This is a genomic window from Chitinimonas arctica (assembly GCF_007431345.1).
Lineage (GTDB): Bacteria > Pseudomonadota > Gammaproteobacteria > Burkholderiales > Chitinimonadaceae > Chitinimonas > Chitinimonas arctica.
Window position 1 is genome coordinate 2958304 of sequence record NZ_CP041730.1, and the last position, 26632, is coordinate 2984935.

At 63.3% G+C, this 26632-nt stretch carries 24 protein-coding genes; 2 read left to right on the forward strand and 22 right to left on the reverse strand.

The genetic code is table 11. The features are described 5' to 3' along the window. Positions 1-204: 204 nt before the first annotated feature. Complete coding sequence (locus FNU76_RS13310) at positions 205-993, forward strand: hypothetical protein (protein ID WP_144278655.1); 789 nt, start codon at positions 205-207, stop codon at positions 991-993. A 115-nt stretch (positions 994-1108) separates the two neighbouring features. Here FNU76_RS13310 and FNU76_RS13315 read toward each other — a convergent pair whose 3' ends face one another. From FNU76_RS13315 to FNU76_RS13385, 15 genes are all read right to left on the reverse strand, one after another. Further along, the gene (locus FNU76_RS13315; RefSeq protein WP_144278656.1) at positions 1109-2167 is read right to left on the reverse strand and encodes an acyltransferase family protein; all 1059 of its coding nucleotides are present in this window, start codon (positions 2165-2167) and stop codon (positions 1109-1111) included. 19 nt (positions 2168-2186) lie between these two features. Next, the gene (locus FNU76_RS13320; RefSeq protein ID WP_144278657.1) at positions 2187-2813 is read right to left on the reverse strand and encodes a 2OG-Fe(II) oxygenase; all 627 of its coding nucleotides are present in this window, start codon (positions 2811-2813) and stop codon (positions 2187-2189) included. Beyond that, a complete protein-coding gene (metW, locus tag FNU76_RS13325) occupies positions 2810-3427 on the reverse strand; it encodes a methionine biosynthesis protein MetW (protein WP_144278658.1) in 618 nt (205 codons plus the stop codon). Before metW ends, FNU76_RS13320 begins: the two co-directional genes overlap by 4 nt. Beyond that, the gene (metX, locus tag FNU76_RS13330) at positions 3424-4566 is read right to left on the reverse strand and encodes a homoserine O-succinyltransferase MetX (RefSeq protein WP_144278659.1); all 1143 of its coding nucleotides are present in this window, start codon (positions 4564-4566) and stop codon (positions 3424-3426) included. Before metX ends, metW begins: the two co-directional genes overlap by 4 nt. Before the next feature lie 96 nt (positions 4567-4662). After that, positions 4663-5745: a glycosyltransferase family 4 protein gene (locus FNU76_RS13335; RefSeq protein ID WP_144278660.1), complete on the reverse strand. Its 1083-nt coding sequence runs from the start codon at positions 5743-5745 to the stop codon at positions 4663-4665. Next, entirely contained in the window at positions 5742-6971 is a 1230-nt protein-coding gene (locus FNU76_RS13340; protein WP_144278661.1) for an O-antigen ligase family protein, read from the reverse strand. Before FNU76_RS13340 ends, FNU76_RS13335 begins: the two co-directional genes overlap by 4 nt. A 16-nt stretch (positions 6972-6987) precedes the next feature. Next, positions 6988-7956, reverse strand: a complete 969-nt coding sequence (locus tag FNU76_RS13345; RefSeq protein ID WP_144278662.1) for a glycosyltransferase — start codon at positions 7954-7956, stop codon at positions 6988-6990. Between the two features lie 2 nt (positions 7957-7958). Beyond that, on the reverse strand, positions 7959-8924 hold the full coding sequence (locus FNU76_RS13350) for a glycosyltransferase (RefSeq protein WP_144278663.1): 966 nt from the start codon (positions 8922-8924) through the stop codon (positions 7959-7961). Beyond that, positions 8921-10771 carry an asparagine synthase (glutamine-hydrolyzing) gene (gene asnB, locus FNU76_RS13355; RefSeq protein WP_144278664.1) on the reverse strand — a complete coding sequence of 617 codons (1851 nt, stop codon included), beginning with the start codon at positions 10769-10771 and terminating at the stop codon, positions 8921-8923. Before asnB ends, FNU76_RS13350 begins: the two co-directional genes overlap by 4 nt. Next, on the reverse strand, positions 10772-11875 hold the full coding sequence (rfaQ, locus tag FNU76_RS13360; RefSeq protein ID WP_144278665.1) for a putative lipopolysaccharide heptosyltransferase III: 1104 nt from the start codon (positions 11873-11875) through the stop codon (positions 10772-10774). Then, the gene (msbA, locus tag FNU76_RS13365) at positions 11872-13689 is read right to left on the reverse strand and encodes a lipid A export permease/ATP-binding protein MsbA (RefSeq protein WP_144278666.1); all 1818 of its coding nucleotides are present in this window, start codon (positions 13687-13689) and stop codon (positions 11872-11874) included. Before msbA ends, rfaQ begins: the two co-directional genes overlap by 4 nt. 128 nt (positions 13690-13817) lie before the next feature. Beyond that, on the reverse strand, positions 13818-14819 hold the full coding sequence (locus FNU76_RS13370) for an Rpn family recombination-promoting nuclease/putative transposase (protein ID WP_144278667.1): 1002 nt from the start codon (positions 14817-14819) through the stop codon (positions 13818-13820). A gap of 227 nt (positions 14820-15046) precedes the next feature. Further along, the gene (locus FNU76_RS13375; RefSeq protein ID WP_144278668.1) at positions 15047-16777 is read right to left on the reverse strand and encodes a hypothetical protein; all 1731 of its coding nucleotides are present in this window, start codon (positions 16775-16777) and stop codon (positions 15047-15049) included. A 151-nt stretch (positions 16778-16928) separates the two neighbouring features. Further along, positions 16929-18371: a putative bifunctional diguanylate cyclase/phosphodiesterase gene (locus FNU76_RS13380; RefSeq protein WP_179958111.1), complete on the reverse strand. Its 1443-nt coding sequence runs from the start codon at positions 18369-18371 to the stop codon at positions 16929-16931. A 242-nt stretch (positions 18372-18613) separates the two neighbouring features. Next, positions 18614-19774, reverse strand: coding sequence for an AAA family ATPase (locus FNU76_RS13385; RefSeq protein ID WP_144278670.1), 1161 nt, complete (start codon positions 19772-19774; stop codon positions 18614-18616). Positions 19775-19876: 102 nt separating this feature from the next. Between FNU76_RS13385 and tal the strand changes: the two genes are divergently transcribed. After that, positions 19877-20950, forward strand: coding sequence for a transaldolase (gene tal, locus FNU76_RS13390; protein WP_144278671.1), 1074 nt, complete (start codon positions 19877-19879; stop codon positions 20948-20950). A 64-nt stretch (positions 20951-21014) separates the two neighbouring features. Here tal and FNU76_RS13395 read toward each other — a convergent pair whose 3' ends face one another. The 7 genes from FNU76_RS13395 to FNU76_RS13425 all read right to left on the reverse strand — a co-directional run bounded on the left by FNU76_RS13395 (position 21015) and on the right by FNU76_RS13425 (position 26622). Next, a complete protein-coding gene (locus FNU76_RS13395) occupies positions 21015-22919 on the reverse strand; it encodes a potassium transporter Kup (RefSeq protein WP_144278672.1) in 1905 nt (634 codons plus the stop codon). A gap of 96 nt (positions 22920-23015) precedes the next feature. Then, on the reverse strand, positions 23016-23561 hold the full coding sequence (gene ampD / locus FNU76_RS13400) for a 1,6-anhydro-N-acetylmuramyl-L-alanine amidase AmpD (protein ID WP_144278673.1): 546 nt from the start codon (positions 23559-23561) through the stop codon (positions 23016-23018). After that, positions 23558-24190 carry an endonuclease III gene (gene nth / locus FNU76_RS13405; protein ID WP_144278674.1) on the reverse strand — a complete coding sequence of 211 codons (633 nt, stop codon included), beginning with the start codon at positions 24188-24190 and terminating at the stop codon, positions 23558-23560. The genes ampD and nth overlap by 4 nt, the downstream gene beginning before the upstream one ends. A 14-nt stretch (positions 24191-24204) precedes the next feature. After that, complete coding sequence (locus FNU76_RS13410; RefSeq protein WP_144278675.1) at positions 24205-24561, reverse strand: PilZ domain-containing protein; 357 nt, start codon at positions 24559-24561, stop codon at positions 24205-24207. Positions 24562-24620: 59 nt separating this feature from the next. Further along, positions 24621-24848 carry a hypothetical protein gene (locus tag FNU76_RS13415; protein ID WP_144278676.1) on the reverse strand — a complete coding sequence of 76 codons (228 nt, stop codon included), beginning with the start codon at positions 24846-24848 and terminating at the stop codon, positions 24621-24623. A 2-nt stretch (positions 24849-24850) separates the two neighbouring features. Continuing rightward, a complete protein-coding gene (gene rsxB, locus FNU76_RS13420) occupies positions 24851-25585 on the reverse strand; it encodes an electron transport complex subunit RsxB (RefSeq protein WP_144278677.1) in 735 nt (244 codons plus the stop codon). A gap of 11 nt (positions 25586-25596) precedes the next feature. Next, positions 25597-26622: a quinone-dependent dihydroorotate dehydrogenase gene (locus FNU76_RS13425; RefSeq protein WP_144278678.1), complete on the reverse strand. Its 1026-nt coding sequence runs from the start codon at positions 26620-26622 to the stop codon at positions 25597-25599. Positions 26623-26632 lie beyond the last annotated feature (10 nt).

Consider the following 26632-nt stretch of genomic DNA (forward strand, 5'->3'; position numbering starts at 1 on the left):
CATAGTTCCGACGAGCGTGGAAATTCACATTGTCCTGACCAACGACAACCGCCCAGCCACCTTCCCACGCGATACCTATCTTGAGCGCCACGACTCCACCCACAGCACTGCCCAGGCAATTTTTTAGCGACCCCGATACGTCAGGCAATTTCTTGAAGGCGCGTTTTCCGCCTTCGCTGGCCCGCTTTCCGCGCTGGGCCTGATATGCCGACGATACATCTCATCGGCACACGCTCCGGCGGGGAGCAGGTGGCGGCCACGCTGCAAGATTTGATTCTGAACAGTCGCGCCTCCCTGCCCGTGGTCGTGCATGCCCGGACGGAGGTATGCGCAGGATTGAGCCAGGTTTGGCCAGCGAACGATAGGCTACTCTACCAAGCCTTTGATGCCGGTTTGCCGCTGGCCGCCTTGTTGGCCGGAGAGGGCAAGCAGGTCTGGCTGGCCGCCGGCACCCGCCTTCCGCTCGGCTGGGATGTCCGCTTGCTGGCTATGGCGGCCAAGACAGCCGGGTACGGCGTGGTTTCGGCCCTGTGTACCCGGCTTGCGGCGCACAAGCCGGCCCGCTTGAGCTATGCCGGTACCGCCGCCTGGCCTGAGCCGGATCGCCGCGTACCCGATGTCAGCCGCGGCGAAGTCGTTTCAACGCGCTTTATCTCGCCATATTGCTGCGTGGTGCAGGCCGCTGTGCAAGTGCCGGGCAATGATCTCGATTTCGGCGATGCCGCACAGCGGTTGATATACGGTGTGCGCTTGCTTGCGGCCGGCATCAGCCTTGGTTTGGCGGATGCGACGCTGGTGCATTGGGACGGCGAGAACGGCTTTCCATGCGAACCCGGCGTCGCGGCGTTCGAACAGCATCTGGCCGACTACCACGCCTTGCTACCGGTACAGTCCATGGACGCGGGACTTTCCCCCAGGCCGCGCCGGCTGCTTGGCGGCGCGCTGGAAACCATGGTGCGCGTAGTCCACCGCGTTTGGCGTTTGGGGGTGTAGCGCTTGTGAGCAGCTTGGCGAGTCAGAACTCGACGATTAGGCAGTAGCGGCCGAGTGGGGGTTGTAAGGCGCTAAAGCGCCAACAACCACGCACCCTTTCCAGGTTGGCGCTGCCCTAGCGTTTCACCGTATTCATCAGCGGCTTTTCAAAGTAGTGCCAAGAACAGGCCGCTGCCAGCAAGGTCAGGGCCAGCGTTACGATCAAGACCTGGGCGGGGGCGATGCCGGTAATCGAGGTGGCGAAGCCAATGGCGAACAAGTGCCATAGATAGATGCCATAGCTGATCTCCCCCAGGTAGTTGACTGGCTGCAGCCATTTGCCGCTGACCAGCTGCGGCAACTCGATCGCCGCGGCCAGCACGCAGACCAGGAAAACAGCGAGGCTGGTACGCCACAGCACGACCATATGCGGCGCGACCCAATAGTCTTGCGACCAGAGGTGCCCCATGCAGTAGTAACCCACGACGCAGGCGGCGGCTGCCCACAGGAGCCCCTGCCAAGGGTTGCGCGCGCGTTTTTCCAATACCCACTTGGCCAGGAAAATGCCCGCGCCAAACTCATCCAATGTGCCGGGTAGCTGGGTGACATGGGCGAACAAGGGGAAGACCTCGCCGTTGCCATACAGCACCAGCATGCAGGCGCGCCAGGCCCAGGCAATCAGGGTGCAATAGAGCCAGATGCGCCAGCCGGGCGTGCGGTCTATCCAGCGGATCAGCAGCGCCACGGCCAGGTAGAACTGCATTTCCAGTGCCAGGCTCCAGTTGGCGCCGTCGATCGAGCCGTGGGTGTCCGTCCAGAAGCTGTGGATAAAGGCCAGGTGGGTAAACAGGTGCCAGGCCCATATGCTGGCCGGCTGCTTGAAGAAGTCGGGCCAGGCCAGCACGATCCACAAAACCATGGTCAGCAGGTAGAGCGGCAGAATCCGGGTCAGGCGCCGGCGCCAATAGCTGCCGGCGAATTCGGTGGGTTGCTTGCGGTAGAGCAGCAAGGCGCTATACGCAATGACAAAGCCGCTGATGATAAAGAACAGGTCTACGCCGACCCAGCCGATGCGAAACGTCAGCAAGGGGCCTTCGATGGGAAAGGCCGTCCATTGGGTCTTTTCGATGACGTGATAGACGACGACCGCAAGGGCGGCGAACGCCCTCAGCAGATTGAGGTTGTCGAAGCGCATGATGTATTTCTATTTACTTTTAGGAGGATGAAGGAATGCCGCTCGATCGGCGTAGCCAACCGGTCAAGGACCAGCGCTCGCGCTGGGCAGGCAGCACTTCATGCCAGAAGCGGTCGGATAGGAACAAGACCAACCGGCCGCCGCGCGGGTCGATATCCAGGCTGTCGTTTTCGTCCAGCCACAGCCGCAGCTGTCCGCCATGGCTGGTTTGCCAATCGTCATTCAGGTAGCAGACCACCGAAATCACGCGCGCATCGTCGTCGCGAAAGCGATCGAGATGGCGTTTGTAGAAGGTAGCTACCGGGTAATGGGCGAAGTGGAATTCGCCGGACTGTATACCGAGAAATAGCGAACGGTTCAACTCGGCCTGCAGTGCTTCCATTCTTTGCCAGTAGCACTGGCTGGCGGCGCTGCGCTGGGCGGGGTCCAGCCAGCGGACATTGTCGCCCCGCACCGCCGTGCGCACGCTGCGCCCTTCGGCCCGGCCGACCCGGGCCTGGTGGAATTCCCCCGCCGCCTGGCGGCCTTGGCCTTCCGCCAACAGGGCGGCGACTTCCTGCTCGGTCAGGAAATCGTCCAGCACCACCCAGCCCTGTTCGGCCAGCGTGTCGATCGTGTGGGGCAGTTGCGCGGCGAAGTCGTTCATTCGGCGGCTGTCGGCGCGGTTTTGGCCAGGCTCTCAAAACGCACCAGGGCCAGGCTGCCCAGCAGGTTCGGCAGGAAGGTGATGCGGCGGCCCTTGTGCATCACGATCTGACTATTGATACGCGCACCGTGGCGGGTCAGCAGCTCATCGAAGTCGTTCAAGGTGCAGAGATGGATATTCGGTGTGTTGTACCACTGGTAGGGAATGGTCTCGGAGACGGGCATGCCGCCCTTGAGCAACTGCCAGCGATTTTCCCAGTAGCCGAAATTGGGGAAGGTGACGATGCCGGTTCGACCTACCCGCAGCATTTCATCGATGATGGCTTCCACGTTTTTCATCGATTGGATGGTCAGCGACAGGACCACGTAGTCGAAACTGCCGGCCTCGAAACCGGCCAGCCCCGACTCCAGGTCGCGCTGGATCACGTTGACACCGCGCGAGACGCAGCCGATCACGCCGGCCATGTCGATCTCCACGCCATAACCGCTGACCTGCTTGGTCTCGCGCAGATGGGCCAGCAGTTCGCCGTCGGCGCAGCCAAGGTCGAGCACGCGGCTGCCCGCGGCGATCCAGCCCGCGATGCGGGCAAGGTCGGGACGCAAGGGGGCGGTCATGCGCCCACCTCGTCGGCCACGCGCCGGAGATAGGCATCCATCAGCTGCATATAGGAAGGGTCGGTCATCAGGAAGGCATCGTGGCCATGCACCGATTCGATCTCGGCATAGCTGACCGATTTTTTGGCATCGAGCAGGGCCTGTACGGTTTCCTTGGAACGCTCCGGCGAAAAACGCCAGTCGGTGGTAAAGGCGACCACCAGGAACTTGGCGGCGGTGGCGGCCAGTGCCGCCGGCAGGCTGCCGCCGAAATGGCGGGCCGGATCGAAGTAATCGAGCGCTTTGGTCATCAGCAGATAGGTATTGGCATCGAACACATCGGCAAAGCGATCGCCCTGGTAGCGTAGGTAGCTTTCTATCTCGAACTCGCTGCCGTAGCCGAATTGATAGCCATCCGATTTGAGCTGGCGACCGAATTTACCGCCCAGGCCCTCGTCGGACAGATAAGTGATATGCCCCAGCATCCGCGCCAGCTTCAAGCCGCGCTTGGGTGCGACGCCATGCTGGTAGTAATCGCCGCCGTGGAAGTCCGGGTCGGCCAGGATGGCGGTGCGGGCAACATCATTGAAAGCGATATTCTGGGCGGTCAACTTGGGCGCCGAGGCAATGGTCAGGCAGTGCCTTACCCGCTGCGGGAAGGTCACCGTCCAGCGTAGCGCTTGCATGCCGCCCAGGCTGCCGCCTATCACCGCTGCCCATTTCTCTATCCCCAGCCTGTCGGCAAGGCAGGCTTGCGCATGCACCCAGTCATTGACCACCACCACCGGAAAAGCGGCGCCCCACGGTTTGCCGGTGGCGGGGTTGAGGCTCATCGGCCCGGTCGAGCCATGGCAGCCGCCCAGGTTATTGATCCCCACCACGAAGAAGCGACTGGTGTCGATGGGCTTGCCCGGTCCGATCATGGTGTCCCACCAGCCCGGATACTTGTCGTCGGCATGGTGGCGGCCGGCCACATGGTGATTGCCGGACAGGGCGTGGCAGATCAGCACGGCATTGGAACGGTCAGCGTTCAATGTACCGTAGGTCTCGTACATCAACCGATAGGAGGGGAGCGACGCGCCGCTTTGCAAGGGCAGGGGTTCGTCGAACTCGGCGCACTGCGGGCTGACAATTCCGACGGAATGCGGATCGTGGTTCATGCTATCTGGGCGTCGAGGTAGGGCCGGTGAGTTTAACGTGAAAGGCCGAGCGCCAATATAGAACCGTTGGCGATTAACCGCGCTGGTCGCAATGCTTCAGGCCAGTGCAATCTGCGCCATCAAGGCTTCGATATGCGCACTGGCGGAATAATGTTCCTCGACAAACCGGCGGCCCCGGGCGGCATAGGCCTTGCCGCGAGCCGGGTCAGCCAGGGCGTCGGCCAGGCCGTCGCGCCAGGCATCCACCTCGCCGGCGGCAATCAGCCAGCCGGTTTCGTTCGCCGTCACCGTTTCCGGTAGACCTCCGGTATTCGAGACCGCGACCGGTACTCCCAGCGCCAAGGCCTCCAGCTGGGACAGCCCCAGCGGTTCTTCCAGGGAGGGCATGATCACCAGGTCGGCGCGCGCCAGGAGCGGATAGACCGGCACCAACAGCCCGGCGAAATGGACATGGCCGTCCAGGCCCAGGGCCGCCACCTGTTCGCGCAAGACGCGTTCCTCCGGACCGGCGCCGGCCAGGACCAGCTTCAGGCGCGGATATTGGCGGCAGAGCGCCGGCAGTGCAGCCAGGACGACGCGGTGTCCTTTCTCGGGGCGCAGCATGGCGGCCTGGACGATGACCGGCCCGGCGTCGGCCAGTACTTCGGCCAGTTCGGATGGCAAGGCCTGCTCCGCTTGCCGGTGGATGGCGGCCAGGTCAAGCAGGGGGCGCAGCACCGCTACACGCTCGGGTCGGATAGCGGGGTTGGCGAGAATACGCGTGCGAAGGTATTCGCTCGGCACCAGGGTGCGGTCAACCAGGCGGTTGTAGCTGATCGCCTTGGGCAGGCCGGGCTGGTAGGTGCGGGCCCGGATCAGGCGCGGCCGCCTGGATGCCAGGCGCGCCGCCATGGCCAGGTTATTGGCGTCATGGCCGCTGTGGCACAGGGCGATATCGATGGCGTGGCGGTGCATCAGGCTGCGTAGCGCCGCGATGCTGGGGAAGTGCAGGCTATTGCGGAAGCCCACTGCCTGCCAGGGCAAGCGATTCCGCTCGGCTTCGGCGGCGATGCGGCTACTGGCCTTGCAAGCTAGCAAAACGCGATGGCCTGCCTGGGTCAAGGCCTGCATCTGCAGCAGGATCTGGAGTTCCTGGCCGCCCAGGTTGGGGGAGCTCTCGCAAAACAGGAAATTACTCATTGGCTGGGAGACCGCCGGGAAAGTGGAAGGGATGCGCCGAGGCGTGGACCGCTGGCGGCCCAGAATGCCGCCAATAAAAACGGCAGCAATCTGGCGATCGGTTGTTGCAGCAGCATGGCTTCGCTCAGGCCGCAGATCGCCAGGGCGGCCAGCAGGGTCAGCGCCAGGCTGGCGTGCGGAAGATGCCGGCGCCGCCAGAAGTACCAGGCAGGGAGGGCAAAGAACAGCAGTAGGGCGGCCAGGCCGATCACGCCGCCGGTAGCAAGCACATGCAATGCATCGTTATGGGCATGGGTCAGTTCGGCGGCAAAGCTCGGTAGCCGACCGGCCTGGGCTTCGGCCAGTACGCGCGGATGAAAGCCGGCCGGACCATAACCGGTCAATGGCCGTTCCAGGGCCATCTGCCCGGCCAGGCGCCAGAGGGCGAACCGTCCCCCCAGCGAGGTAGCCAGGCTGCCTTCCCGATAGGCATTCAGATCGTCGATCACGCTGCTCAGCCTATTCATGCCCAGCAAGCCGACGGTCCCGACCAGCAAGGTAAAGACGAGCAATGCCTTGGCCCGTTCACGCCGGTTGGACTGCAAGCGCAGCAGCCAAAGCGGTCCGAGCAGCAGCAAGGCCAGCCAGCCCCCGCGCGAGCCGCTCAACTGGGAAGCCGCTACGCCGCCGCCCGCGCCCAGCCACGCCAACGCGCGCCAACCGGGCGCAAGCGCACCCAGTCGCCAGGCAAGCAGGGGTAGGCAACCGGCGATCAGCGCCATATTGCCGAAAATGATGGGATACCAGCGGCCTTCCGCCCGGTCCAGGCCGTCGGCGAATACTTGCCAGAAGGCCCAGGCGCCGGCCCCCACGGCTGCCAGGGCCAGTCCGCCCCATAGCCAGTTCGGATCGGGCCGCCGCCAGCGCAATAAGGCAAGCAGGGCCAAGGCCCACAGGCACTGTCTGGCGAAGCTGAGGCCGGTATCCGGCTCGCCCCGCAGTGCGGCCGACAGCAGTAGATAGGCGGCCCAACTCAATAGTCCCAGCGCCGGCAGTATGTCGTCGCGTTCAAACAATGTTCGGCGGGCGCGCCAATATAAGGGCACGGTCAACACGGTCAGGATGGTCAATAGGCGGATCGCCTGGGCCGAAAGCGTCGGCATGGCAATAAAGCTGGCGGTTGCCAAACCGGCCAGCATCCCGATCAGCGTGACCAGCCAGTGGGAGGGGAGGGTGGGTAAACGCATTTCGTCCGGCCGGCCCTCAGATCGGAAGCCAGCGGCGCAGCCAGGTTTGTACGATGCGGCGGCGCCAGGATGCGCGCCGGCCGGTTCGCCAGAACCAGCGCAGCAGGGCGCCGTCCACCAAGGTGCGCGCTGCTTGGCGCCGCGCCGCAGGGGGGAGTTCCTTGAGCAGGCCCAGGGCCTTGTTCAGTTCGACATGGGCCTGGCAAAGCAGCGACGGTGCGGCGGCGGCCTGGGCCGACTCGGCCATGTCCCGTAGCGCACGCACCGCCGCCAGGTGGCCGGCGATACGTTGCAGCCGCGCGCTTTCGGAGGGATTGCGCATGATGGAAAGCGGGTTCTGCCGATAGTGGTAGCTGGCGGCGGGGCAGTGCGCCACCCGTCTGGCCGCCAGCAGCAAGCGGTTTATCCACACCACATCTTCATGCACCATGCCGGGTGGGAAGGAGATCGCCAGCGGCGCGGCCCAGTCACGCCGCAACACCACCAGGAACACCGCGTAAACCCATTCGCGCTGCGCATGGCAGTGCGCCAGCCAGGCGGCGCCTTCCACCGCTTGAACGGGTTTAGGCAGTCCGACGATGGTCTCATCCAGATCGCCTATTTCACGATTGAACAGCTGGCCATTGCCGATGGCGATATCCAGCGACTGCGATTCGGCCAGGGATACCAGCAAGGCGTAATGTTGCGGGCCCGGCAAGTCGTCCGCATCGCAAAAGCCCAGATAGCGGCCCCGGGCCTGATCGACGCCGGAATTGCGCGCCGCCGAGACGCCCAGCGCGTGCTCGTGGCGCAGCAAGGTGACACGCGGGTCGTCGCGGGTGTGCGTTTGCAGCCAAGCGTAGCCATCGTCGCGCGAGCCATCATCGACGAAGATGAATTCGATATCGTCCAGTGTCTGCCTGCTTAGCGCCGCCCACAGCGCCGGCAGGAACGGGGCGGCCTGGTGGACAGGAATGACGACACTGAGGCATGGCGTACCGGACATGGCTAGCGTCCTGCCATCAGGCAGTTGATTTGTTCCTTCAGCAAGCGCCGCCAAAGCTTGAGTCCGCCATTGCGCCGGCGTAGCTGCTGCACAAAGCCGCCTTCCCGCAGCTGGGCGAAAGTAGCGCGGCGGAGGGGGCTGTCGGCCAACTGCTTAAGCGCGCCCAGGGCGGCGAGACCATTGCGGTCGGCGATGGCATTGAGCGCACTGCGCACGGGTGGGCTTTCAGGCTCGGCCAAGTGCCACAGGGTTTCGGCCACCCGGCGGAAGCCCTGGATACGCCATTGCACCCGTTGCGGCTCGATACTCCGGCTGGCCGAGCCGGGATTGCTGCGATAGCCGTACAAGGCCGCATCGAGAAAGGCGACGCGCCGGGCACGCAGCAGCAATTCGGCGGTCCAGATTTCGTCGTCCACCGCGCAACCCTCGGGCCAGCGCAGATCGTGCTCAAGTACCACCGACCGCCGCACCAGCGATACCGCGGCCGACGCAATCTGCTCGCCACCCTGGTGGCAAGCGACCAGCCAATCGCGGCCGGACAGGATGCCGGCCGGCTTCGGCCGCCGCAGCATGGTGCCAGTGTCGTCGCCCGGTTGGTCCTTGAAACAGGCCGCATTGCAATACGCCACGTCCAGCTGTCCCGCCTGGGCGAATGTCTGCAGCCGTTCATACATCTGCGGTGCGATCCAGTCGTCGGCATCGACAAAACCCAACCATTCGCCGCGGGCGGCGGCGATACCGGTATTCCGGGCGGCGGCGGCGCCGCAAACCTGGCGGTTGCTGAAGGCGCGGGCGCGCGGCTCGCCGGCGGCGAAGGCGGCGATCAAGGCCGCCGATTGGTCGGTGGAGCCATTGTCGACCAGCACGAATTCGATATCCGCCAGGCTCTGCTGTTGCAGTGCCTTGAACAGCAGCGGCAGGAACGGTGCCGCGTTGTAGACCGGGACGATCACGCTGACCTGGATCATGGCGTGGCCCGCAGGGTCGCCAGCTGGGCCAGGCTTTCGTCCAGTACCAGCAATTGCAGCAGTTGTTCGGCCAGGGCGCCGTCGCCCTGGCGATAGGCGTCGGCGAAAGCTTGTACCGGCGCTTCGGCCAGCAAGTGATCGGTCAAGGCGGCCAGGCGTTCGCCCAATCCGTCCAGCCTATCGGCCAGATCGTTCAAGGAGGCTTGCAGGGGCGGATTGAATCCACGCTTCTTGCGTTGGAACAGGGCCAGCGGTGCCAGCTGCGGCATGCTGGCCGCCAGCATGCGCTTGGCCGGCTGGCTGAAACGCTCCGCGTCGGGTACGCCCAGGAGTTTTTCCAGCCAGACGTGGTCCAGCAGGGGCGCGCGCAATTCGAGGCCATGCGCCATCGTGCAAAGATCGCCCTTGCGGAGGATGTACTCCGGCAGGGTATTGGCGAAATCGATGGCCAGCAGTTGCTGCAGGGGCCGGCTTTCGTCCGAGTCCGGTGCGCGCCACCAGACGTTTTGGCGAAGCGCTGCGCCACCGCACAGAAAACGACGCTGGGACGGGCCGAAACCGGAAAAGCGCAGGCTGTAGCTCTGCTGCCAATCCATGCCCAATTCGTCGGCTACCTTGGCCCAGCCCTTGCCTCGCAAGCTGCTGCCGCCTTGCAGCGGTAGGCGTAGCTTGCCGCGCCAGGCACTTTTCAGATGCTTGGGGTGGCGTTTGTAGCCGGCCAGCAGCTCATCGCCACCGTCTCCGCCCAGCACCACGGTGACGTGTCGGACCGTGGCTTGGGCCAGATACCAGGTGGGGAAGCTGGAGGGGTCGGCGAAAGGTTCGTCCAGGTCGGCCACGATGCGGGCGAATTGCTCGCCGATTCGGCTGGGGATGGCAAGCGGCTGGTTACGTAAGCCCAGGCAGGCGGCAATCTCGGCGGCATCGGCACTTTCGTCGAAGGGCGTGCCGGGAAAAGCGGCGGTAAACGTATTCAGTTCGCCATGGCCGCTGGCCGCCAGCAGGCTGGCCACGCAGCTGGAGTCGATGCCGCCGGATAGAAACACCCCCAGCGGCCGGTCGGCCACCGTGCGCAATTCAACCGCCTTGGCTAATTCGCCCAAGGCCTCCGCGGCCGTGCAGTCGCCTTGGGCGGCAGGCTGCCAGTAGCGATGCTTGCGCAGATCGTGATTGAGCAGGTCGATTTCCAGGTAGTGGCCGTTTTCCAAACGCTCGATGGCGCTGAATATCGTGCGCGGAGCGGGAATATAGCGATGGGCCAGATAGGCGTCGATGGCGGCCGGATCGAATCCGCGTGCGTCGGCGGGCAGCCATGGCAAGACGCTGCGGACGGTGGAACCAAAGGCCACCCCATCCGGCCGGCGGGCATAGACCAGCGGCTTTTCGCCCATCCGGTCGCGGACCAGGTAGAGCTTACCCAGGCGGCGGTCGAGGATGGCCAGTGCGAACATGCCGCGCAAGCGCGGCAACATCCCTTCCAGACCCCAGGCTTCATAGGCCCGCAGGATGAATTCCGTGTCGGAATGGGTGTGGAATACCGCGCCGCCGCGCTGGAGCACGGCTGCATCGTCCTGCCAGCCGTAGACTTCGCCGTTGTAGCAAAGCCAGATGTCGCCCCCTTCGCTGACCATGGGCTGGTCCGCCTGCGGCCTGGGGTCCATGATGGCAAGGCGGGCGTGCAGCAGCGCGCTGCAGGCGGCCTCGCCGGCATCGACCTCGCTGCCGTCGGCATGCCAGGCCCGCTCATGCTGGCTGTCCGGTCCACGCTGGCGCAGTGCGGCCAGCATGCTGGCGCGTGCTTGCGCTGAAATGGGACGCTTACCGATAAACCCCGCGATACCGCACATTCAACCATTCTCCGTAGCGCGTAACAGATCTTGCACTGCCGCCATGACCGTGTCGGCCGGCAGATTGGCCAGACATTCGCTATAGCCGGAATTGCCGCAGCCTTTCATGCCGCAGGGCAGGCAGGGCAGGGCGGCGCTGACAAGTCGATGGGGTACGCGCCACGGTCCCCACTCCACCGGGTTGGAAGGGCCGAATAGCGCCACGATGGGCGTATCCAGGGCGGCGGCCATATGCATGGGCACCGAGTCCACGCCGATCAGCATGCGCGCGTCGGCGATATAGGCGGCCAACTCGCGCAGGTTCAACTGGCCGACCCGGTTCAGGACCTGCTCGCGCCCTGCGCCCAGCTGGGCCAGGATCGTATCGGCCATTTCCCGCTCCGCCTGGTCCGGCGAGCCGGTCAGGACGATCTTATGACCGGCGGCCAGCAGGCGGCCGATCAAGTCGGCCATGCGTTCCGCCGGCCAGACCTTGTAGGCCCAGCGGGAACCCGGATGCAGCAGCAGATAGCCTTGCGGCGCCAGTCCCGCCGCCGCCAATTCCGCGCGGCAGCGATGGGTGGCGGCCTCGCCGGGAATCAGGCTGAGATGCTTGTCGGCTTCGTCGGGATAGAGCCCGATGACGCGCAAGGCATCCAGGTTCATTTCGACCGTGTGGCGACGGTTGCCCCACAAGGGCAGATAGAGATGGCTGAAGCTGCGTTTGAAGAAACCATGCCAGGGACCGTCCAGGCTGACCGACCAGCGGGGTTTCAAGGCCCGTACCAGCGTGGCGCCCCGGTTGTGCTCGGTCAGGTGCAGGACCAGATCGTAGCGGCGGGACCGCAGGGTGCGGAAAAGACTCAATTCATGCCGCAGCTTCGCCCAGGTGCCGCCCACCGCACGGGTCCGCTGGATGGTGTGCAGTTGGTCGAGGTAGGGGTTGTCGGCCAGCATGTCGCGCGTTTCGTGATAGATCAGCGCATCGATTTCGGCCCAGGGCAGCTGCCGCTTCAGGCTGGCCAGCACCGGCGTGGTCAGCAGCACGTCGCCATGGTGGCGCAGTTTGGTGACCAGCACGCGGCGAATGGCGGCCGGACGAATCTGGCTGGCTTCGACCTTCATGCCTCGTCCCTTTGTTGGCGATACAGCCGTGCATAGACCCCGTCGCGTGCCAACAATTCGGCATGGCTGCCGACTTCGGCAATGCGGCCGGCCTGCATGGCGACGATGCGATCGGCTTTCTCGATGGTGCTGAGCCGGTGAGCGATGACCAGGGTGGTGCGGTTTTGCATCAGCACATCCAGCGCGGCTTGTACCTTGCGCTCCGATTGATTGTCGAGGGCGCTGGTGGCTTCGTCCAGGATAAGGATGGGCGCATCCTTGTAGAGTGCCCGCGCGATGGCCAGCCGCTGGCGTTGCCCGCCCGATAGCCGGGTGCCGTTTTCGCCGATGCGGCTCTGGTACGCCTCCGGCAAATGCTCGATGAATTCATTGGCGTAGGCTGCCCGCGCCGCCGCGATCACCCGCGCCAGATCGGGTTGTGGATCGCCATAGGCGATATTGGCCGCCAAGGTATCGTTGAACAGCACCACGTCCTGGCTGACCAGGGCGATCTGGCGGCGCAGATCGGCCAGGCGATATTCGCGCAGGTCCACGCCGTCCAGCAGGATGCGCCCGCTACCCAGTTCATAAAAGCGTGGCAGCAGGGCCGCCAGCGTGGTCTTGCCGCTGCCGGAACTGCCGACCAGGGCAATCGTTTCGCCGGGCTCGATGTCGAGGCAGATATCATCCAGCGCCAGCTTTTCATCGCCGGGTTCCGCGGCATAGCGGAAGCCGACCGACTGCAGGCTGATACGGCCACTGGCACGGGCTAGCGTTTGGCTGCCTTCGTCCGTTTCCGCCGGCTGGTCTTGCAGGCCGAATACCGATTCGGCGGCGGCCAGGCCGCGCTGCAGTGGCTCGTTGAGCTTGGTCAGGTTCTTGATCGGACCTTGCATGGCGATCAGCGAACCCATAAAGGCCACGAAGGCGCCCGGCGACAGTGCGCCCACCTGGGCGCGCAGCAGCGCGAAATAGATGACCGCCGCCAGCGTCGCACCGATCAGCAGCATGATCAGGCCGGAATTGAGGGCCGAGGTGGCGGCTTGCTTCACCATCAGATGGCGCGTCAACTTGGTGACCCGGCGGAAACGCGCGGCCTCGTACCGTTGGCCGCCGAAGATCTTGACGACCCGCTGGCCGCCTATGCTTTCGTCCAGCACGCTGGTCAGCTCACCCATGGCCGCCTGCCCGCTCTGGCTTAGTTGGCGCAGGCGGCGGCCGGCGAAGGTGACGATCAGGCCGACCAGCGGCAGTAGTCCCAGGCAGAACAGCGCCAGCTGCCAATCGGTCGCGAACAAGGTGATCAGGTAGCCCACGGTCGCCACGCTATCGCGCACCATCACATTGAGCACGTTGAGGCCCGCCTGCGATACCTGGCTGGCATCGAAAGCCACCCGGGACAGGGTGGTGCCGGTCGAGTTGTGATCGAAATAGCGATTGGGCAGTTGCAGGATGCGGTCGAACAAGCGGTCGCGCAGGTCGGTCTGGACCCGGCTGTTCAGCCAGGCCGCACCATATTCGCCGCAGAAACTGGCCAGCATGCGGATCACCGCCAGGCCGAAGATGATGGCCGGGATCGCCCACAGGGCGGATTGTCCGGGCGTCAGCAGCGGCAGCGAACCGAGCAGGCCGCGCACCGAACCCAGCAGGCCTGCGCTGCCCTTATCGGCTGCGGCGTTCGTCCCCAGTGCATCGACGACGGTCTGCAGCTGCGCCACCAGCATCACATCGGTGCCGGCGGCGATGCCGATTGCCAGCATGGTAAAGACGGCCGCCCAGCCGTAAGGGCGGAACTGGCTCAGCAGGCGAAGATAGAGTTGGCGGCTGCTCGGCACGGCGCACACGCGAAATAAAGGAAGCCGGCATTGTAACCGGCTTCGCTAGGGCGGCGCTTGATGGAGCGCGAGGGGGAGGGCGCTTGAAGAAACCCCGGTATGTGCACGTTTTGAAGGTATTGCTTCGATCAAACCTGCACGAACACTTCATCGATGCTACGGGCCAACCAACATTGGTCACTCCAGCTTTCCAGTTGCTCGGATGTCGCGCCACTTAGCCGCTCCTCTACCCAATCCGGTAGTGGGTCGAATTTGTGCTTGAGTTGACGGCGCAGCATTTTGGCTTGGCCCTTTGCTTCGCCCTTTGCTTCGCCCTTTGCTTCGCCTCTTGCTTCGCCCTTTTTTACAAACTCCTCGGCCCAGAGGTCCATCTTGTTCGTCATCATCGCTTCAACTCCTTGCAAATCACTTATCTCGTCCAAATGAGCCGGCGGCCAGTCCAATTGCGGAAACTTGGAAGGTATCAATATTTTGGTGATCCAATCCTTCAAGGCCTGCCTCAGCCCTTCATGCTCCGGTGCCGCCAAATATCGCTTCAAGCTGCGTATTACCCTGCGCCCGACTGCCGGGTTGTCGGCATTTTCCAGTCGGAACATGTCCGCCACCACATTCTCCAAGCCATGCAAATCTTGCTCCTGAAAGGCACCCTGGTCCAATAGCATATAACGCATATGAGGCCGGAAATCAGGTAGCTTGCCGGGCCCGGCTTCGATCAGTTCGTCCAGTTCCAGCGGTGCACTCCATCGCGGCGCGCCGTTGTACATAACGATGGGCAGGATGGGCGGCAGCTTGCCGCTGGGCGTCAATGGCAGGCGCTTCGGATCCTTGCTCAGGTCCAGATACAACTGCAGCACATAGCTGGCCACCCTCAGCGCCATGGTGGGATCGATCCTGGATTGAAATTCCACCAGCAGGCAGATGTAGAGTTCCTGGTCGGCCAGCCGCACCTTCCATACCACATCGGTCATCTGCCGACGCCAGCGTTCGGTGACAAAGCTGCCGTTGATTTGCTCCAGAGTGGAGAAATCCAACTTTTCTTTCCATTCCTCGTCGATAAACTCGCGCAGCAGATCTTCTACCGCGCGCGGAATGGAGAACATGGATTTGTAGGCAGCGTCGTGATCGAACATCCCACGAGATTGCCTGGGACGCGCAACGCGTGAAATACGGTCTTTGCCTGAATCGATATACGACAAGGAGCAGTTTCAATACTGCTCCTACAGTGCAATGGTTAACGCCCGGCTGCGCGGAGTCGTTGCTCCGTACGGTGCGTACTACTCCTGCCTCCCTGCGGGGAGTGCCGGGCGCTGCGTTGCTGACCAGGATGAATGCCATCGCGGCACTAGCCCTACTGCTGTCAGAAACGGAAGGGTTCCAGTGCGATTACACGACCGTCCGGCAGGGTCAAGCTGGCTTGCTCGGTGCTGCGGAAACTCATGACCAAGCTGCCTACATTGGGCTCGGTGACCGTGGGTGAACGGAAGGCACCCCGCATGGATTGGCCGTTGGCATAGCGCTGCCAGCGTCCGCGGAAGACCGTGGCGCCGTCCGAATCCGTCAATGTGCCATCGGCCAGAAACCAGACGGGTTCGCCATCGGCTTCGTAGGTAAAGGTCGCGATAAAGGCCTTGTCGCCTTGGAACTCGATGGCGAAGCCGCGTCCGCCCTCGGCGGGATTCCACCACCAATTGGCCAGCGAAGCCTGCTTGACCCCGTCGGCGACAACCGGGAAGCGCTCGATCGCCACCACGCCGCCCGGCCAGGTGAGCGTGCCGTGGTCCGGGCTGTTGAATTGCAGCCGCAATTGGCCCTGGCGGGTGCTGGTGGGCGTCTTGTAGCTGCCGGTCAAGGACTGGCCGCCACGATAGCGGTCGATGCTGCCGTCGCAATCGCCGGCGGCGCTGAGCTTGCATTGGCTGACGAACCAGGTGGCACGGCCGTCATCTTCATACAGAAAGCCCGCCATGAAGATCTGATCGCCCTGCCGTTCCAGCATAAAGCCGCGGCCGCCTTCGGCCGGGTTCCACCACCAACCCGATTCCGGACCGCCATAGCCATACTTTTCGGCTTTGATCCAGGTCCAGGCATTGGTGCGTAAGCTGGCGTAGCTGAGCGGCTGGCCATTGCGGCGGAACACCTGGGCAAAGGCAGTTTCGAAGGAAAGCCCTTGTTTTTGCAGTGCGGCCAGTTTTTGCGTGCTGTCGGCCAGGTCGTGGGCCAGCCCACCCTGCAAGGTTGGCGAGAACAGATAGCGGGCTAGCAACATGGCCGACTTGGGGCCATCCACGTAGCCATTCAATTGTCCGGGCGCCAGATTGAATACATTCAAGTTCGCGCTATCGAGGTAGGTGGACAGAACCGAAGCATTCATCGGGCCGGCGAACTCGGTACCCGCCACCCAGCGAGCGATGCCGAAGCTGTACCAATCGGGGCTTTGGCTGAATTGATTGACCGGCGCAGCGGTTCCGTTGACCTGGGCATTCAGCAGGCTCTGTACCAGCGCGGCCTTGAGCCGGCGGGTATAGCGGTTCGGCCGGGCGATGTCGGCATCCAGATTGCCGTGGCCATTGTCGGCAATGACGGCGATGCCGAGATTGCTGCTGTCGCTCAGCGATTTGCCGCTGCCGTTGCGCCGGCCATCTGCGCAGACATGCAGCTTTACCCCGGCCAAGCCCACGGTGGCGGCGGGGATGGCGAAGCGTTGCTTCACCTCGGCCAGCGCCGTTTCGGCCTGGCCGGCGACCTGTAGGTGGGTGGCATCGTTGATCCCGCTGGCGAATACCACCAGGTCGGCGGTTTCGGCCACGTTCTTGCTCAAGCTGCCGCTATCGCACCAGTTGGCGATGGACGGATCGTTCCGATAGCTGACCGGACCGGGGCCGCGATAAGCCTGGGTGCGCGGGCTGAGCGCCACGGTGGCGGCGGCCGCTGCCGGCGTTGCCAACGAGGCGGCCTTGACCGGCGGGGCCGTTTGCGCGGCGTTGGTATCGTCCTGGCAAGCGGCCAGGATGCTCGCCAAGCCGGCCAGCAAAAGCAAGGAACCCAGGCGGCCCGCACGGCCGGCTGGGTTGGAGGAATTATTTTTCATGTAACGCTGCTTGGATGGCCGGGAAAATCTGTTCGGCCGAGGAAAAAAGGATCGCGATTCTGCCACGGAAGCGCAGCAAAATCAGCCTGTTGGCAGTATTTTACAAACGCGGCTCAGATGCTGTGGTCAAGGGTTTACGGACTGGGCCTTGCTACCACTTCCGATTCGCGGCAATCAGCTCGGTGGCAGCCGTGGCCGGCAAGGGCCTGGCAAAGAAATAGCCTTGCGCAAAATCGCACCCCATCTCACGCATCGTCGCCAATTGCTCGGCCGTTTCCACGCCTTCGGCAATCACCACCCCGCCTAGGCAACGTGCGAGCAGCACAATGGCGCGGATGATCTCGCGGCTGAGAGGGACCTTGTGGGCTTGGCGCACGAAGGAGCCGTCGATCTTCAGTGCATCGGATGGAAAGCGGTGCAGGTAGGACAGCGAGGAATAACCGGTACCGAAGTCGTCCAGCAGGATCTTGATGCCGCGGGCGCGGATCGCTTTCAGCGTGGCAATGACGGCATCGGTGTTTTCCATCAGGATACTTTCGGTAATCTCCAATTCCAGCCTGTCCGGTTCGATGCCGGCTTCCGCGATGGCGGCATCGATCTGTTCGACCAGGTCGGGCTGGCCGAACTGCTTGCTCGAAAGATTGACACTGACCCGCAGCTTTTGGTCGGGAAAAGACCGCTGCCAGGTGGCGATCTGCTTGGCCGAGGTTGCCAGCATCCGGCGGCCGATTTGATTGATCAGGCCGATTTCCTCGGACAAGGGGATGAATTCGGCCGGGCTGACCAGTTTGCCGTCCGGTTTCTGCCAGCGTGCCAAGGCTTCGAAGCCGGCAATGAGGCCGCTTCGTAAATCGACAATGGGTTGGAAAAAGGGCAGGAATTCATGGGCTGCCAGGGCAAGGCGCATTTCCTGTTCCAGCTTCAGCGCCCGCAGCATGGTGCCCTGCATTGTCCGGTCGAACACCTCTATGGTGCCTCGGCCGCGCTGCTTGGTCCGGTGCAGGGCGGTATCGGCGTCCCGAATCATTTCTTCGGGGTGGGCGTAGCCGCCCGACGACAGGGCGATGCCGACACGGGCACCGGGGTAGACTTCGTGGCCTTCCAGGTCGATTGGCTTGGCCAGCCCGGCCAGCATGGCCTCGGTGAAACGCTTGGCTTCGGCTGGCTCGGCGATGGCGTCCAATAGGATGCCGAACTCGTCGCCGCCGTAGCGTGCCACCACATCGCCGGGCCGTTGCGCTTGGGCCAGGCGTTCGGACGTGACTCTCAGAATACGGTCGCCGGCAGCACGGCCAAAGCTGTCGTTGATATAGCGGAAACGCTCCAGGTTCAGGCTGAGCACCGCGCACAGATAATGGCTGTCAAGGTTGGCGCGACCCAGGGCGGATCCGAGCAATTCGGTAAGCAAGGTCCGGTTGGCCAGGCCGGTGAGCTTGTCGTGCAGGGCGTCATTGCTACCCTGGATGGATAGTTCATAGCGCTCCAGGCTTTCGCACGGGGCCGACGTTCGGGATGGGGATTGCGCGGCTTGCTGGTCACGAGCCCGCGCTTGTGCGCCGCTGTCGCCGATTTTTTTAAAGCTCGGAACCAGCATTGCCAGCATCGGATCATTGTCCGCTACACGTTGAATCGATTGATGCACTGCTTGATCGGCAAGGGCCTCCTCTTGTACTGCCCGGTTCGGTGTGGATGTACGGGATAAAGAAGTCATTGCGGGCAGCATCATTTTCTCTCCTGGATTGACAAGGTTCGATCATGGCGAATGCGGCAAACCCCGCCGCGCGGGATGGGCGGTCAGTTGGCAATGCCCAACTCAGTCCTTTTTTACAACGGTCTTTAGTCCGGCCAGTGCCAGGATGGTTCGTCCAGCCGGCCTTGGCCGACCACCAGCGTTTCGCCGAAGTCCTTGTCCAGGACGATGCGATTGCAATCGCGCGCCTGTTCCAGGGCGGCGATCAGGCGGCTGGCATGGGAGACGACCCAGATCTGCGTGTGGGCCGAGCAGGCAATGATCAGACGGGCCAAGGCCGGCAAAAGATCGGGATGCAGGCTGGTTTCCGGCTCGTTGAGCACCATCAGGGTTGGGGGGCGAGGTGTCAGCAGGGCTGCCGTCAAAAGCAGGTAGCGTAGCGTGCCATCCGACAGCTCGGCGCCGGAGAGCGGGCGCAATAGCCCATGCTGGTGAAACAAGAGGGCGAATCGACTGCCCGACTGGAAATCGATGCCGAGGTGGGAGCCGGGAAAGGCGTCGCTGATGGCCGCATCCAGTGCTGCGCCGTCGCCGATCTCGCGGATGGTCTGCAGGGCGGCCGCCAGGTCGCGGCCGTCATGGTGTAGTACGGGTGTGCGGGTACCGAGTTGTGGCTGCCGGGCCGGCGCGTCGCTATCGGTGCGGAAGTGATCGTAAAAGCGCCAGCTACGGATGGCTTCGCGGACCTGCAGTATTTCCGGGCTGCCGCGCAGGCTGCCCAACTCGCTGAAGAGACTGTCGTGCAACGGTAGATGCTGGCTTGCCACCTCCCAGCGCTTGTCGGCGCGCAGGCGGACGACCGCGCCGGTCCGTTCCACCAGCAAGCTGGCCGGGCGGCAATAGCTACCGGCCCAGATTGCTTCGTGTTTGATCTCGGGATCAAGGCGAAAGGCGGTTTCGTCCGGGATAGGCAAACCGAGAGCGATGGCATAGCCGTAGTCCTCGCCGGCAAACCCTAGCCGCAATCGCATCGGACTACTGCGTGGTCCGCCCTGGACCGGCAGTTCACCCCGGCGTACCGCTGCGGACAAGCGCTCCGGCCCGGCCCAGAAAGTGGAGCCCAGACCGCCTTCGCGGGCCAGGGCATTGATCACGCCACCCTGGGCGGTCTCGGCCAGCAGGCGCAGGGCGCGATATACATTGGATTTACCGCTGCCATTGGCGCCGGTAATCACATTGAGCCTGGCCAGCGGCAGGGTGAGTTGCTTGGCGGAGCGGTAGTTTGCGACAGAGAGTGTGGTCAGCATGCGTAAGAAAGAGATTGGCGATTTCGACGCGTATGGGAGGGACAAATCGGCTTCGGTTCACGTTAACATGGTCGCCCCCGTCAATGCCATGCAAAGCCCACCATGAATCCATTGCTTCAAGTCCGGCCGCTGGGCCAACGAATCTGGCTCGATAATCTATCGCGCGAATTGCTGGCAGGCCCCCTGCAACAGCTGATCGCCGAGGATGGCCTGGCCGGTTTGACCTCCAACCCCGCCATTTTCCAGAAATCGATTTCCAGTGGTGCCGGCTATGGCGCCGATCTGGCTCGCCTCAAGACGCTGCCGCTCAGTACCGAGCAACGCTTCGAAGCGCTGGCCGTGCCGGATGTGCAAGCGGCGTGCGACCTGTTCGCCCCGGCTTACCGCGAATCCGCCGGCCTCGATGGTTATGTGAGCCTCGAAGTGTCCCCTTACCTGGCGCGCGATACCGCCGGTACGCTCGCGGCGGCACAGCGGCTGTGGAACGATATCGGCCGGCCCAATGCCATGATCAAGATCCCGGCCACCGCCGAGAGCCTGCCCGCCTTTAGTGCCGCCATTGCGGCCGGTATCAATGTGAATGTGACCTTGATGTTCGGCCAGCGTCATTGCGATGCGGTGTTCGATGCCTATGTGGGCGGCCTGCGCCAGCGCTTGGCGGCGGGTGGCGACTTGCGCGCTGTCCGTTCGGTGGCCAGCCTGTTCCTGTCGCGCGTCGACGTATGGGTGGACGGCAAGCTCGATACCATGGGCGGCGAGGCCTCGGCGCTCAAGGGCAAGGCGGCCATTGCCGTGGCGCGGCAGGCTTATGCGCGCTGGATGGATCGCTGGAACGGCCCCGAGTGCGCCGACCTGCGTGCCGCCGGCGCGAATATCCAGCGTCTGCTGTGGGCCAGTACCGGCACCAAGAATCCCGCTTATTCGGCCGTGATGTATGTCGATGAGCTGATCGGCGCCGAGACCGTCAATACCCTGCCGGACGCCACCCTGGCAGCATTCCGGTCGGAAGGTTCGGCCAAGCCGCGCCTGCTGGAAGGTTTGGCCGACGCGCAAAGCGCGCTGGCTCGGCTGGCGGCGCTGGGTATTTCGCTGGATGGTGCTGCCGAGCAGTTGCAGGTCGATGGCTTGAAGCTGTTTGACGATGCTTTCGACAAGTTGCTGACCTTACTGGCTTAAGTCGCTTGTTCCCGCAAAACGCCCCGGCCGCCACAGCTTGCCGGGGCGTTTTGCGTATCGGGCCTTACATTTCCACCTGCGTACCCATTTCCACCACGCGGTTGGGTGGAATGCGGAAGAAATCGGTGGGGCGCTGGGCATTGCGCTGCATCCAGGTAAACAGCTTGAGCTGCACCCAGTGCATTTCGTAGGCCTTGGCGGGCTGGCGGTCGCAGATGATGGTCTCCCGCGACAGGAAGTAGGAGGTCGTCATTTCGTCGCACACAACCCCGTGGTCGCGCTCGGCCAGGCGCAGGATGTTGGGGACCGAGGGATCCTCGGTAAAGCCATAGGTGGCGATGATCTGCCAGAACGAGTCGGACAGGCGGGTGACCTTCAGCTTCTGCTTTTCCGGCACCCTGGGGATATCGGTGGACTGGATGGTCATGAAGATCACCTGCTCATGCAGCACCTTATTGTGCTTGAGGTTATGCAGGAGAGCGTGCGGCGTGCTGTCGGCGCTACCGGTCATGAAGATCGCGCAGCCTTCCACCCGGTGAGGCGGATTCGCTTCGATGGACTGGACGAACATGGACAGCGGCAGTTCGCCGTCATGGATGCGGTGGAAAAGCTGGCGGCGTCCCCGCTTCCAGGTGAACATCATCCCCAGCATGATCAGGCCGATGGCGACGGGGAACCAGCCGCCGTCGGGAATCTTGGGGATATTCGCGGCCAGCAGCGCGATATCCACCACCAGGAAACAGCTGAGCAGGCTACGGATGGCCAGGTTGCGGCGCGGGTTGTCGCTGCGTTTAAGCGCCACGAAGGCGCACAGCGTGGTCATCATCATGATGCCGCAGATGGCGAAGCCATAAGCAGCCGCCAGATTGCTGGAGGAGCGGAAAGCCACCACCAGCAGCAGTACGGCGATGCACATGGTCCAGTTGATGCCGGGAATATAGATCTGGCCGATCTCGTCGTCGGAAGTGTGGATGATGTCCATGCGCGGCATATAACCGAGCTGGGTAGCCTGGCGGGTAATCGAAAATACCCCGGAGATCAAAGCCTGCGAGGCGATGACGGCCGCAGCGGCGGACAGGATCACCAGCGGCAGCACCAAGGGTTCGGGCGCCAGCAGGAAGAACGGATGGGAAGCGGCGCTAGGGTCGTGCAGGATCAATGCTCCCTGGCCGAAATAATTGAGCAGCAAACCTGGCAGTGCCAGGCCGAACCAGCCGATCTGAATGGGTTTTCGACCGAAGTGGCCCATATCGGCATAAATGGCTTCGGCGCCGGTTACCGCAAGAACCACGGCACCCAGCGAGAGAAAAGCCGGTAGGGGCTGAGCCAGGAAGAAGTCCAGCGCATAGCCGGGCCATAGGGCGCGCAGTACCGAGGGGTCATGCAGGATGCCGCCTATGCCCAAAATACCCAGCGACAGGAACCACAGCACCATGATGGGACCGAAAAAGCGGCCCACCCTGCCCGTGCCGTGCCGTTGCACCGCGAACAAGGCCACGATGATGACCACGGAAAGCGGCACGATATAGCGCTCCAACGCCGGGTTGAGCACCTTCAACCCCTCCATGGCGCCCAATACCGATACTGCGGGGGTGATGATGCCGTCACCGTAGAACAGCGCCGCGCCGGCGATGCCCAGCAGGATAAAAATGGAAAACTGGCCGCGCTTGCGCTGGGTATTGCGCAGCGCCAGGGCCATCAAGGCCAGAATGCCGCCTTCGCCGTTGTTGTCCGCGCGCAACATGAAGAAAACGTACTTGAAGGACACGATGAACAATAATGCCCAGGTAATCAGCGAAAGGATGCCCAGGACATTGCCCGGCGTGGCCTGCAGGCCGTGCTTGGCGTCGAAGCATTCCGCCATGGCATAGAGCGGGCTGGTACCGATGTCGCCGTACACCACACCCAGCGCGGCCAAGGTGGTGAGGGCGAGTTTTTTCGGGTCTTGCTGGTCGTTTTGGACGCTCATGGCGACACTTTCTATTTAGAACCAGAGGGGAGTGGCGGCGGATTATAAGCCTGCGCTACCCAACAGGGAATCGCTTCATGCTGCAATGCAGCAAAATCAGACGGTCGGCGCGCCACCCACGGCTTCCCAGTCGAAGAACGGACCGGGATCGGTTTTGCGCTCCGGTGCGATATGGCAGTGGCCAAGCAGGTGCCGGATGGGAAAGTGCTGCGCCAGCTGCGCCAGTATCAGTTTAAGGCTCCGGTACTGAGCCGCTTCATAAGGCCAGTCATCCCCGCCCTCCAGTTCGATGCCAATGGAAAAATCATTGCAGCGTTCACGCCCTTGCCAGCGCGACACGCCGGCGTGCCATGCGCGCTGCCGGCAAGGTACGAACTGGACCAGTTCGCCGTCACGGCGGATAAAGAAATGGGCCGAGACGCGCATATGCTGCAACTCCTCGAAGCAAGGGTCCGCCGCCGGGTCGCAGCGATTGGTGAACAGCCGCTCCACCCCGTCGCCGCCGAAGCGGCCCGGCGGTAGGGAGATCGAGTGGATCACCACCATGTCGACCACGCTGCCCTCGGGTCGTTCATCGCAATTGGGCGAGACGATGCGCCTCGCACCACTCAGCCAGCCCTGGGCATCGATGGCAGGTGTCATATCGCCTTAGCCTTGTAATCACACAAATCATTCACGATACAGCGCATGCACTCCGGTTTGCGTGCCTTGCACACGTAGCGGCCATGGAGGATCAGCCAATGGTGGGCATCCAGCAGGAATTCGCGTGGGATCACCTTCATCAGTTTGTCCTCGACCGCCCGTACATCCTTGCCCGGCGCCAGCCCGGTGCGGTTGGCCACCCGGAAGATATGGGTATCGACCGCCATGGTGGGCTGGCCGAAGGCCGTATTCAACACGACATTGGCGGTTTTGCGGCCCACTCCGGGCAACGCTTCCAGGGCAGCGCGATCGGCGGGGACCTGGCCGTCATGCTCTTCCAGCAACATGCGGCACAGCTCGATCACGTGCTTGGCCTTGCTGCGGAACAGGCCGATGGTAGCGATATGGCTTTCGAGTCCGGCTTGGCCCAAGGCATAGATCGCCGAGGGCGTATTGGCGATCGGGTAAAGCTTGCGGGTGGCCTTATTGACGCCCACGTCGGTGGCTTGGGCGGACAGTACGACGGCAACCAGCAGTTCGAAGGGGCTGCTGTATTCCAGTTCGGTACGCGGTTCGGGATTGTGGGCGCGCAGGCGTTCGAAGAATTCGCGGCGACTGTCTTTGTTCAAGATGGGGTCTCTGGCTAGCCGGCGGTCTGCTCGACATGACGGATGAAGGATTCGATCAGTTCCGCGGTACTGCGGGGTTCCGAGACGAAATCGAGAAAGGCCAGGCCGATATGGAAACGTCCGGCCAGTTCGGCCGGCCGGCAAGAGGCGATACGGCAACGGGCCTGTACGATATTTTCACGGCCGTTCAGCGGCAGCATGAAGTAGACATGGCAGTCCACCTCGGTCTGTATCACGCGGTCATGCTCGATACCCAGGCCCGATGTGGAGATATCCTCGATATTGCTGAGCAATCCCGGCCCCTGCTGGGGGATGACCTTGACCCAAGTCTTGAAGCGGATACGGCTATGCAAGCGGGTATTGAGTTTCATGATGGCTCACGAGGCACGGCGCTGGCGCAGTGCGGGATATCACACAGTCGGGCTTCTCGCTATCGCGAAGGGCGACTGGGCTTTTTTTTTGGAACCAGCAAGGTTTCGTCCACTTGCCATTGGCGTGCTTCGCGTTCGCGGGCTTCGGCCACGAAGCACCAAATACGCCAGGCACCCCATAACACGGCTGCACCCAGCAACATCATGGCCATGGAAAAGAGGCCTGCCTGTATCAAAAGGATAAACAGGAAGGCTCCGACGACATAGCCTAGTTTAGCGAGATTCATGCTTATTTGCCTTTGCTAGCGAGAGGTTGGGCCAGCCGCTCGGCGGCGCGGGCCATGATGCTGTCCAATTTGGCACGGCGGGCGGCGGCCGCCTCGTCCGGTGCCGCTGCCGGTGGCTGAAGCGCGGGTACGCGTTCGGCCAGCGCGGCGGTAATTCTGGCCTGTTTCTCCGGGGCGGCAAAGTGCGGGTCATCCCGCTTCGCCAGCGCCTTGGATTTCAGCCGGGAAACCCGCTCCTGTCGCTCGCGTTCGGTACGGGCCTGGCGCTGGATATGGCGTTGGCGCCAGTGATCGGCTTGGACAAGCCGGACGCTTGCCGCGGCTGGGCGGCTGGCCGGCACCATGCTGATGCAGTCGACCGGGCAGGGGGCGATGCATAACTCGCAGCCGGTACACTCGGCCGCGATAACGGTATGCATCTGCTTGACCGCGCCGAGGATGGCGTCCACCGGGCAGGCCTGGATGCACAGGGTGCAGCCTATGCAATGGGTCTCGTCGATCAAGGCCAACGCAAACGGCTTGGTGGCGCCGTGCGCCGGGTTCAGTGGAATCACCGGCTTGCCGGTCAGGGCGGCCAGTCCGGCGATGCCGGCTTCGCCCCCCGGGGGGCACTGGTCTATCCCGGCCTCGCCGTCCGCGATCGCCTCGGCATAGCGGCGGCAATCGGGATAGCCGCATTGCGTGCACTGGGTTTGCGGCAGGATGGCGTCGAGGCGGTCGGCGAGCGAGTGGTTCATGGTCAGTGTCCCTACCGCTGCAACTCGCGAATGGCATGGACGGATTCGCCGATCAGGGCGGTGCCGCGATAGATCAGGCCGCTATAGACCTGGACCAGCGAGGCGCCGGCTTCGATTTTCTCGGCGGCGTGCTGGCCTTCGAGAATGCCGCCTACACCGATGATGGGGACCTGTCCGCCCAGTGCCTGCGCCAGGGCACGGACCACGGTCAGCGATTTGGCGCGCACGGGGGTGCCGGAAAGTCCGCCGGTTTCCTTGCCATGCTGGATATGTTCCACGCCGACGCGCGACAGGGTGGTATTGGTGGCGATAACGCCATCGAACCGATACTCGATCAATAGCCGGGCAATCTCGCTGATCTGCTCGCTCTCCAGGTCCGGGGCGATCTTGAGCGCCATCGGCACATAGCGGCCGTGCTCGCCGGCCAGGCGGGTCTGCTCCTCCTTCAATGCGGCCAACAGCCTCTCCAGCTCGTCGCTCTGCTGCAGTTGCCGCAGGTTCTTGGTATTCGGCGAGGAAATATTGACGGTTACATAACTGGCGTAGGGATAGACCCGGGTCAGGCAGCGCAGGTAATCATCATTGGCCTGTTCGATAGGCGTATCGAAATTCTTGCCGATATTGATGCCGAGGATGCCACGGTACTGGGCCGACTCGACATTCTTTACCAGCGCATCCAGCCCGCCATTGTTGAAGCCCATCCGATTGATGATGCCCTCGGCCGCCGGCAGGCGGAACAGGCGTGGTTGCGGATTGCCGGGCTGCGGGCGTGGCGTGACGGTACCGATTTCGATAAAGCCGAAGCCGAGATCGGCCAGTGCGTCGATATGTTCGCCATTCTTGTCCAGGCCGGCGCCCAGGCCGACCGGGTTGGGGAAATTCAGCCCCATGCAGCTCACGGGCAGATCTTCCTCACGGCTGCCGATCACACGGGCGAAGCCCAGCGCATGCAGGGCTTCCAGGCCGGCGAAGGTGAATTTGTGGGCCGTTTCGGGTTCAAGGGCGAACAGCAAGGGGCGCAGCAGGGGGTAAAGCATGGGCGGCTCG

Coding starts and splice junctions, on each gene's coding strand:
- FNU76_RS13310 (WP_144278655.1), top strand. CDS start 205: ATGCCGACGATACATCTCATCGGCACACGCTCCGGCGGGGAGCAGGTG.
- FNU76_RS13315 (WP_144278656.1), bottom strand. CDS start 2,167: ATGCGCTTCGACAACCTCAATCTGCTGAGGGCGTTCGCCGCCCTTGCG.
- FNU76_RS13320 (WP_144278657.1), bottom strand. CDS start 2,813: ATGAACGACTTCGCCGCGCAACTGCCCCACACGATCGACACGCTGGCC.
- metW (WP_144278658.1), bottom strand. CDS start 3,427: ATGACCGCCCCCTTGCGTCCCGACCTTGCCCGCATCGCGGGCTGGATC.
- metX (WP_144278659.1), bottom strand. CDS start 4,566: ATGAACCACGATCCGCATTCCGTCGGAATTGTCAGCCCGCAGTGCGCC.
- FNU76_RS13335 (WP_144278660.1), bottom strand. CDS start 5,745: ATGAGTAATTTCCTGTTTTGCGAGAGCTCCCCCAACCTGGGCGGCCAG.
- FNU76_RS13340 (WP_144278661.1), bottom strand. CDS start 6,971: ATGCGTTTACCCACCCTCCCCTCCCACTGGCTGGTCACGCTGATCGGG.
- FNU76_RS13345 (WP_144278662.1), bottom strand. CDS start 7,956: ATGTCCGGTACGCCATGCCTCAGTGTCGTCATTCCTGTCCACCAGGCC.
- FNU76_RS13350 (WP_144278663.1), bottom strand. CDS start 8,924: ATGATCCAGGTCAGCGTGATCGTCCCGGTCTACAACGCGGCACCGTTC.
- asnB (WP_144278664.1), bottom strand. CDS start 10,771: ATGTGCGGTATCGCGGGGTTTATCGGTAAGCGTCCCATTTCAGCGCAA.
- rfaQ (WP_144278665.1), bottom strand. CDS start 11,875: ATGAAGGTCGAAGCCAGCCAGATTCGTCCGGCCGCCATTCGCCGCGTG.
- FNU76_RS13370 (WP_144278667.1), bottom strand. CDS start 14,819: ATGTTCGATCACGACGCTGCCTACAAATCCATGTTCTCCATTCCGCGC.
- FNU76_RS13375 (WP_144278668.1), bottom strand. CDS start 16,777: ATGAAAAATAATTCCTCCAACCCAGCCGGCCGTGCGGGCCGCCTGGGT.
- FNU76_RS13380 (WP_179958111.1), bottom strand. CDS start 18,371: ATGCTGGTTCCGAGCTTTAAAAAAATCGGCGACAGCGGCGCACAAGCG.
- FNU76_RS13385 (WP_144278670.1), bottom strand. CDS start 19,774: ATGCTGACCACACTCTCTGTCGCAAACTACCGCTCCGCCAAGCAACTC.
- tal (WP_144278671.1), top strand. CDS start 19,877: ATGAATCCATTGCTTCAAGTCCGGCCGCTGGGCCAACGAATCTGGCTC.
- FNU76_RS13395 (WP_144278672.1), bottom strand. CDS start 22,919: ATGAGCGTCCAAAACGACCAGCAAGACCCGAAAAAACTCGCCCTCACC.
- ampD (WP_144278673.1), bottom strand. CDS start 23,561: ATGACACCTGCCATCGATGCCCAGGGCTGGCTGAGTGGTGCGAGGCGC.
- FNU76_RS13410 (WP_144278675.1), bottom strand. CDS start 24,561: ATGAAACTCAATACCCGCTTGCATAGCCGTATCCGCTTCAAGACTTGG.
- FNU76_RS13415 (WP_144278676.1), bottom strand. CDS start 24,848: ATGAATCTCGCTAAACTAGGCTATGTCGTCGGAGCCTTCCTGTTTATC.
- rsxB (WP_144278677.1), bottom strand. CDS start 25,585: ATGAACCACTCGCTCGCCGACCGCCTCGACGCCATCCTGCCGCAAACC.
- FNU76_RS13425 (WP_144278678.1), bottom strand. CDS start 26,622: ATGCTTTACCCCCTGCTGCGCCCCTTGCTGTTCGCCCTTGAACCCGAA.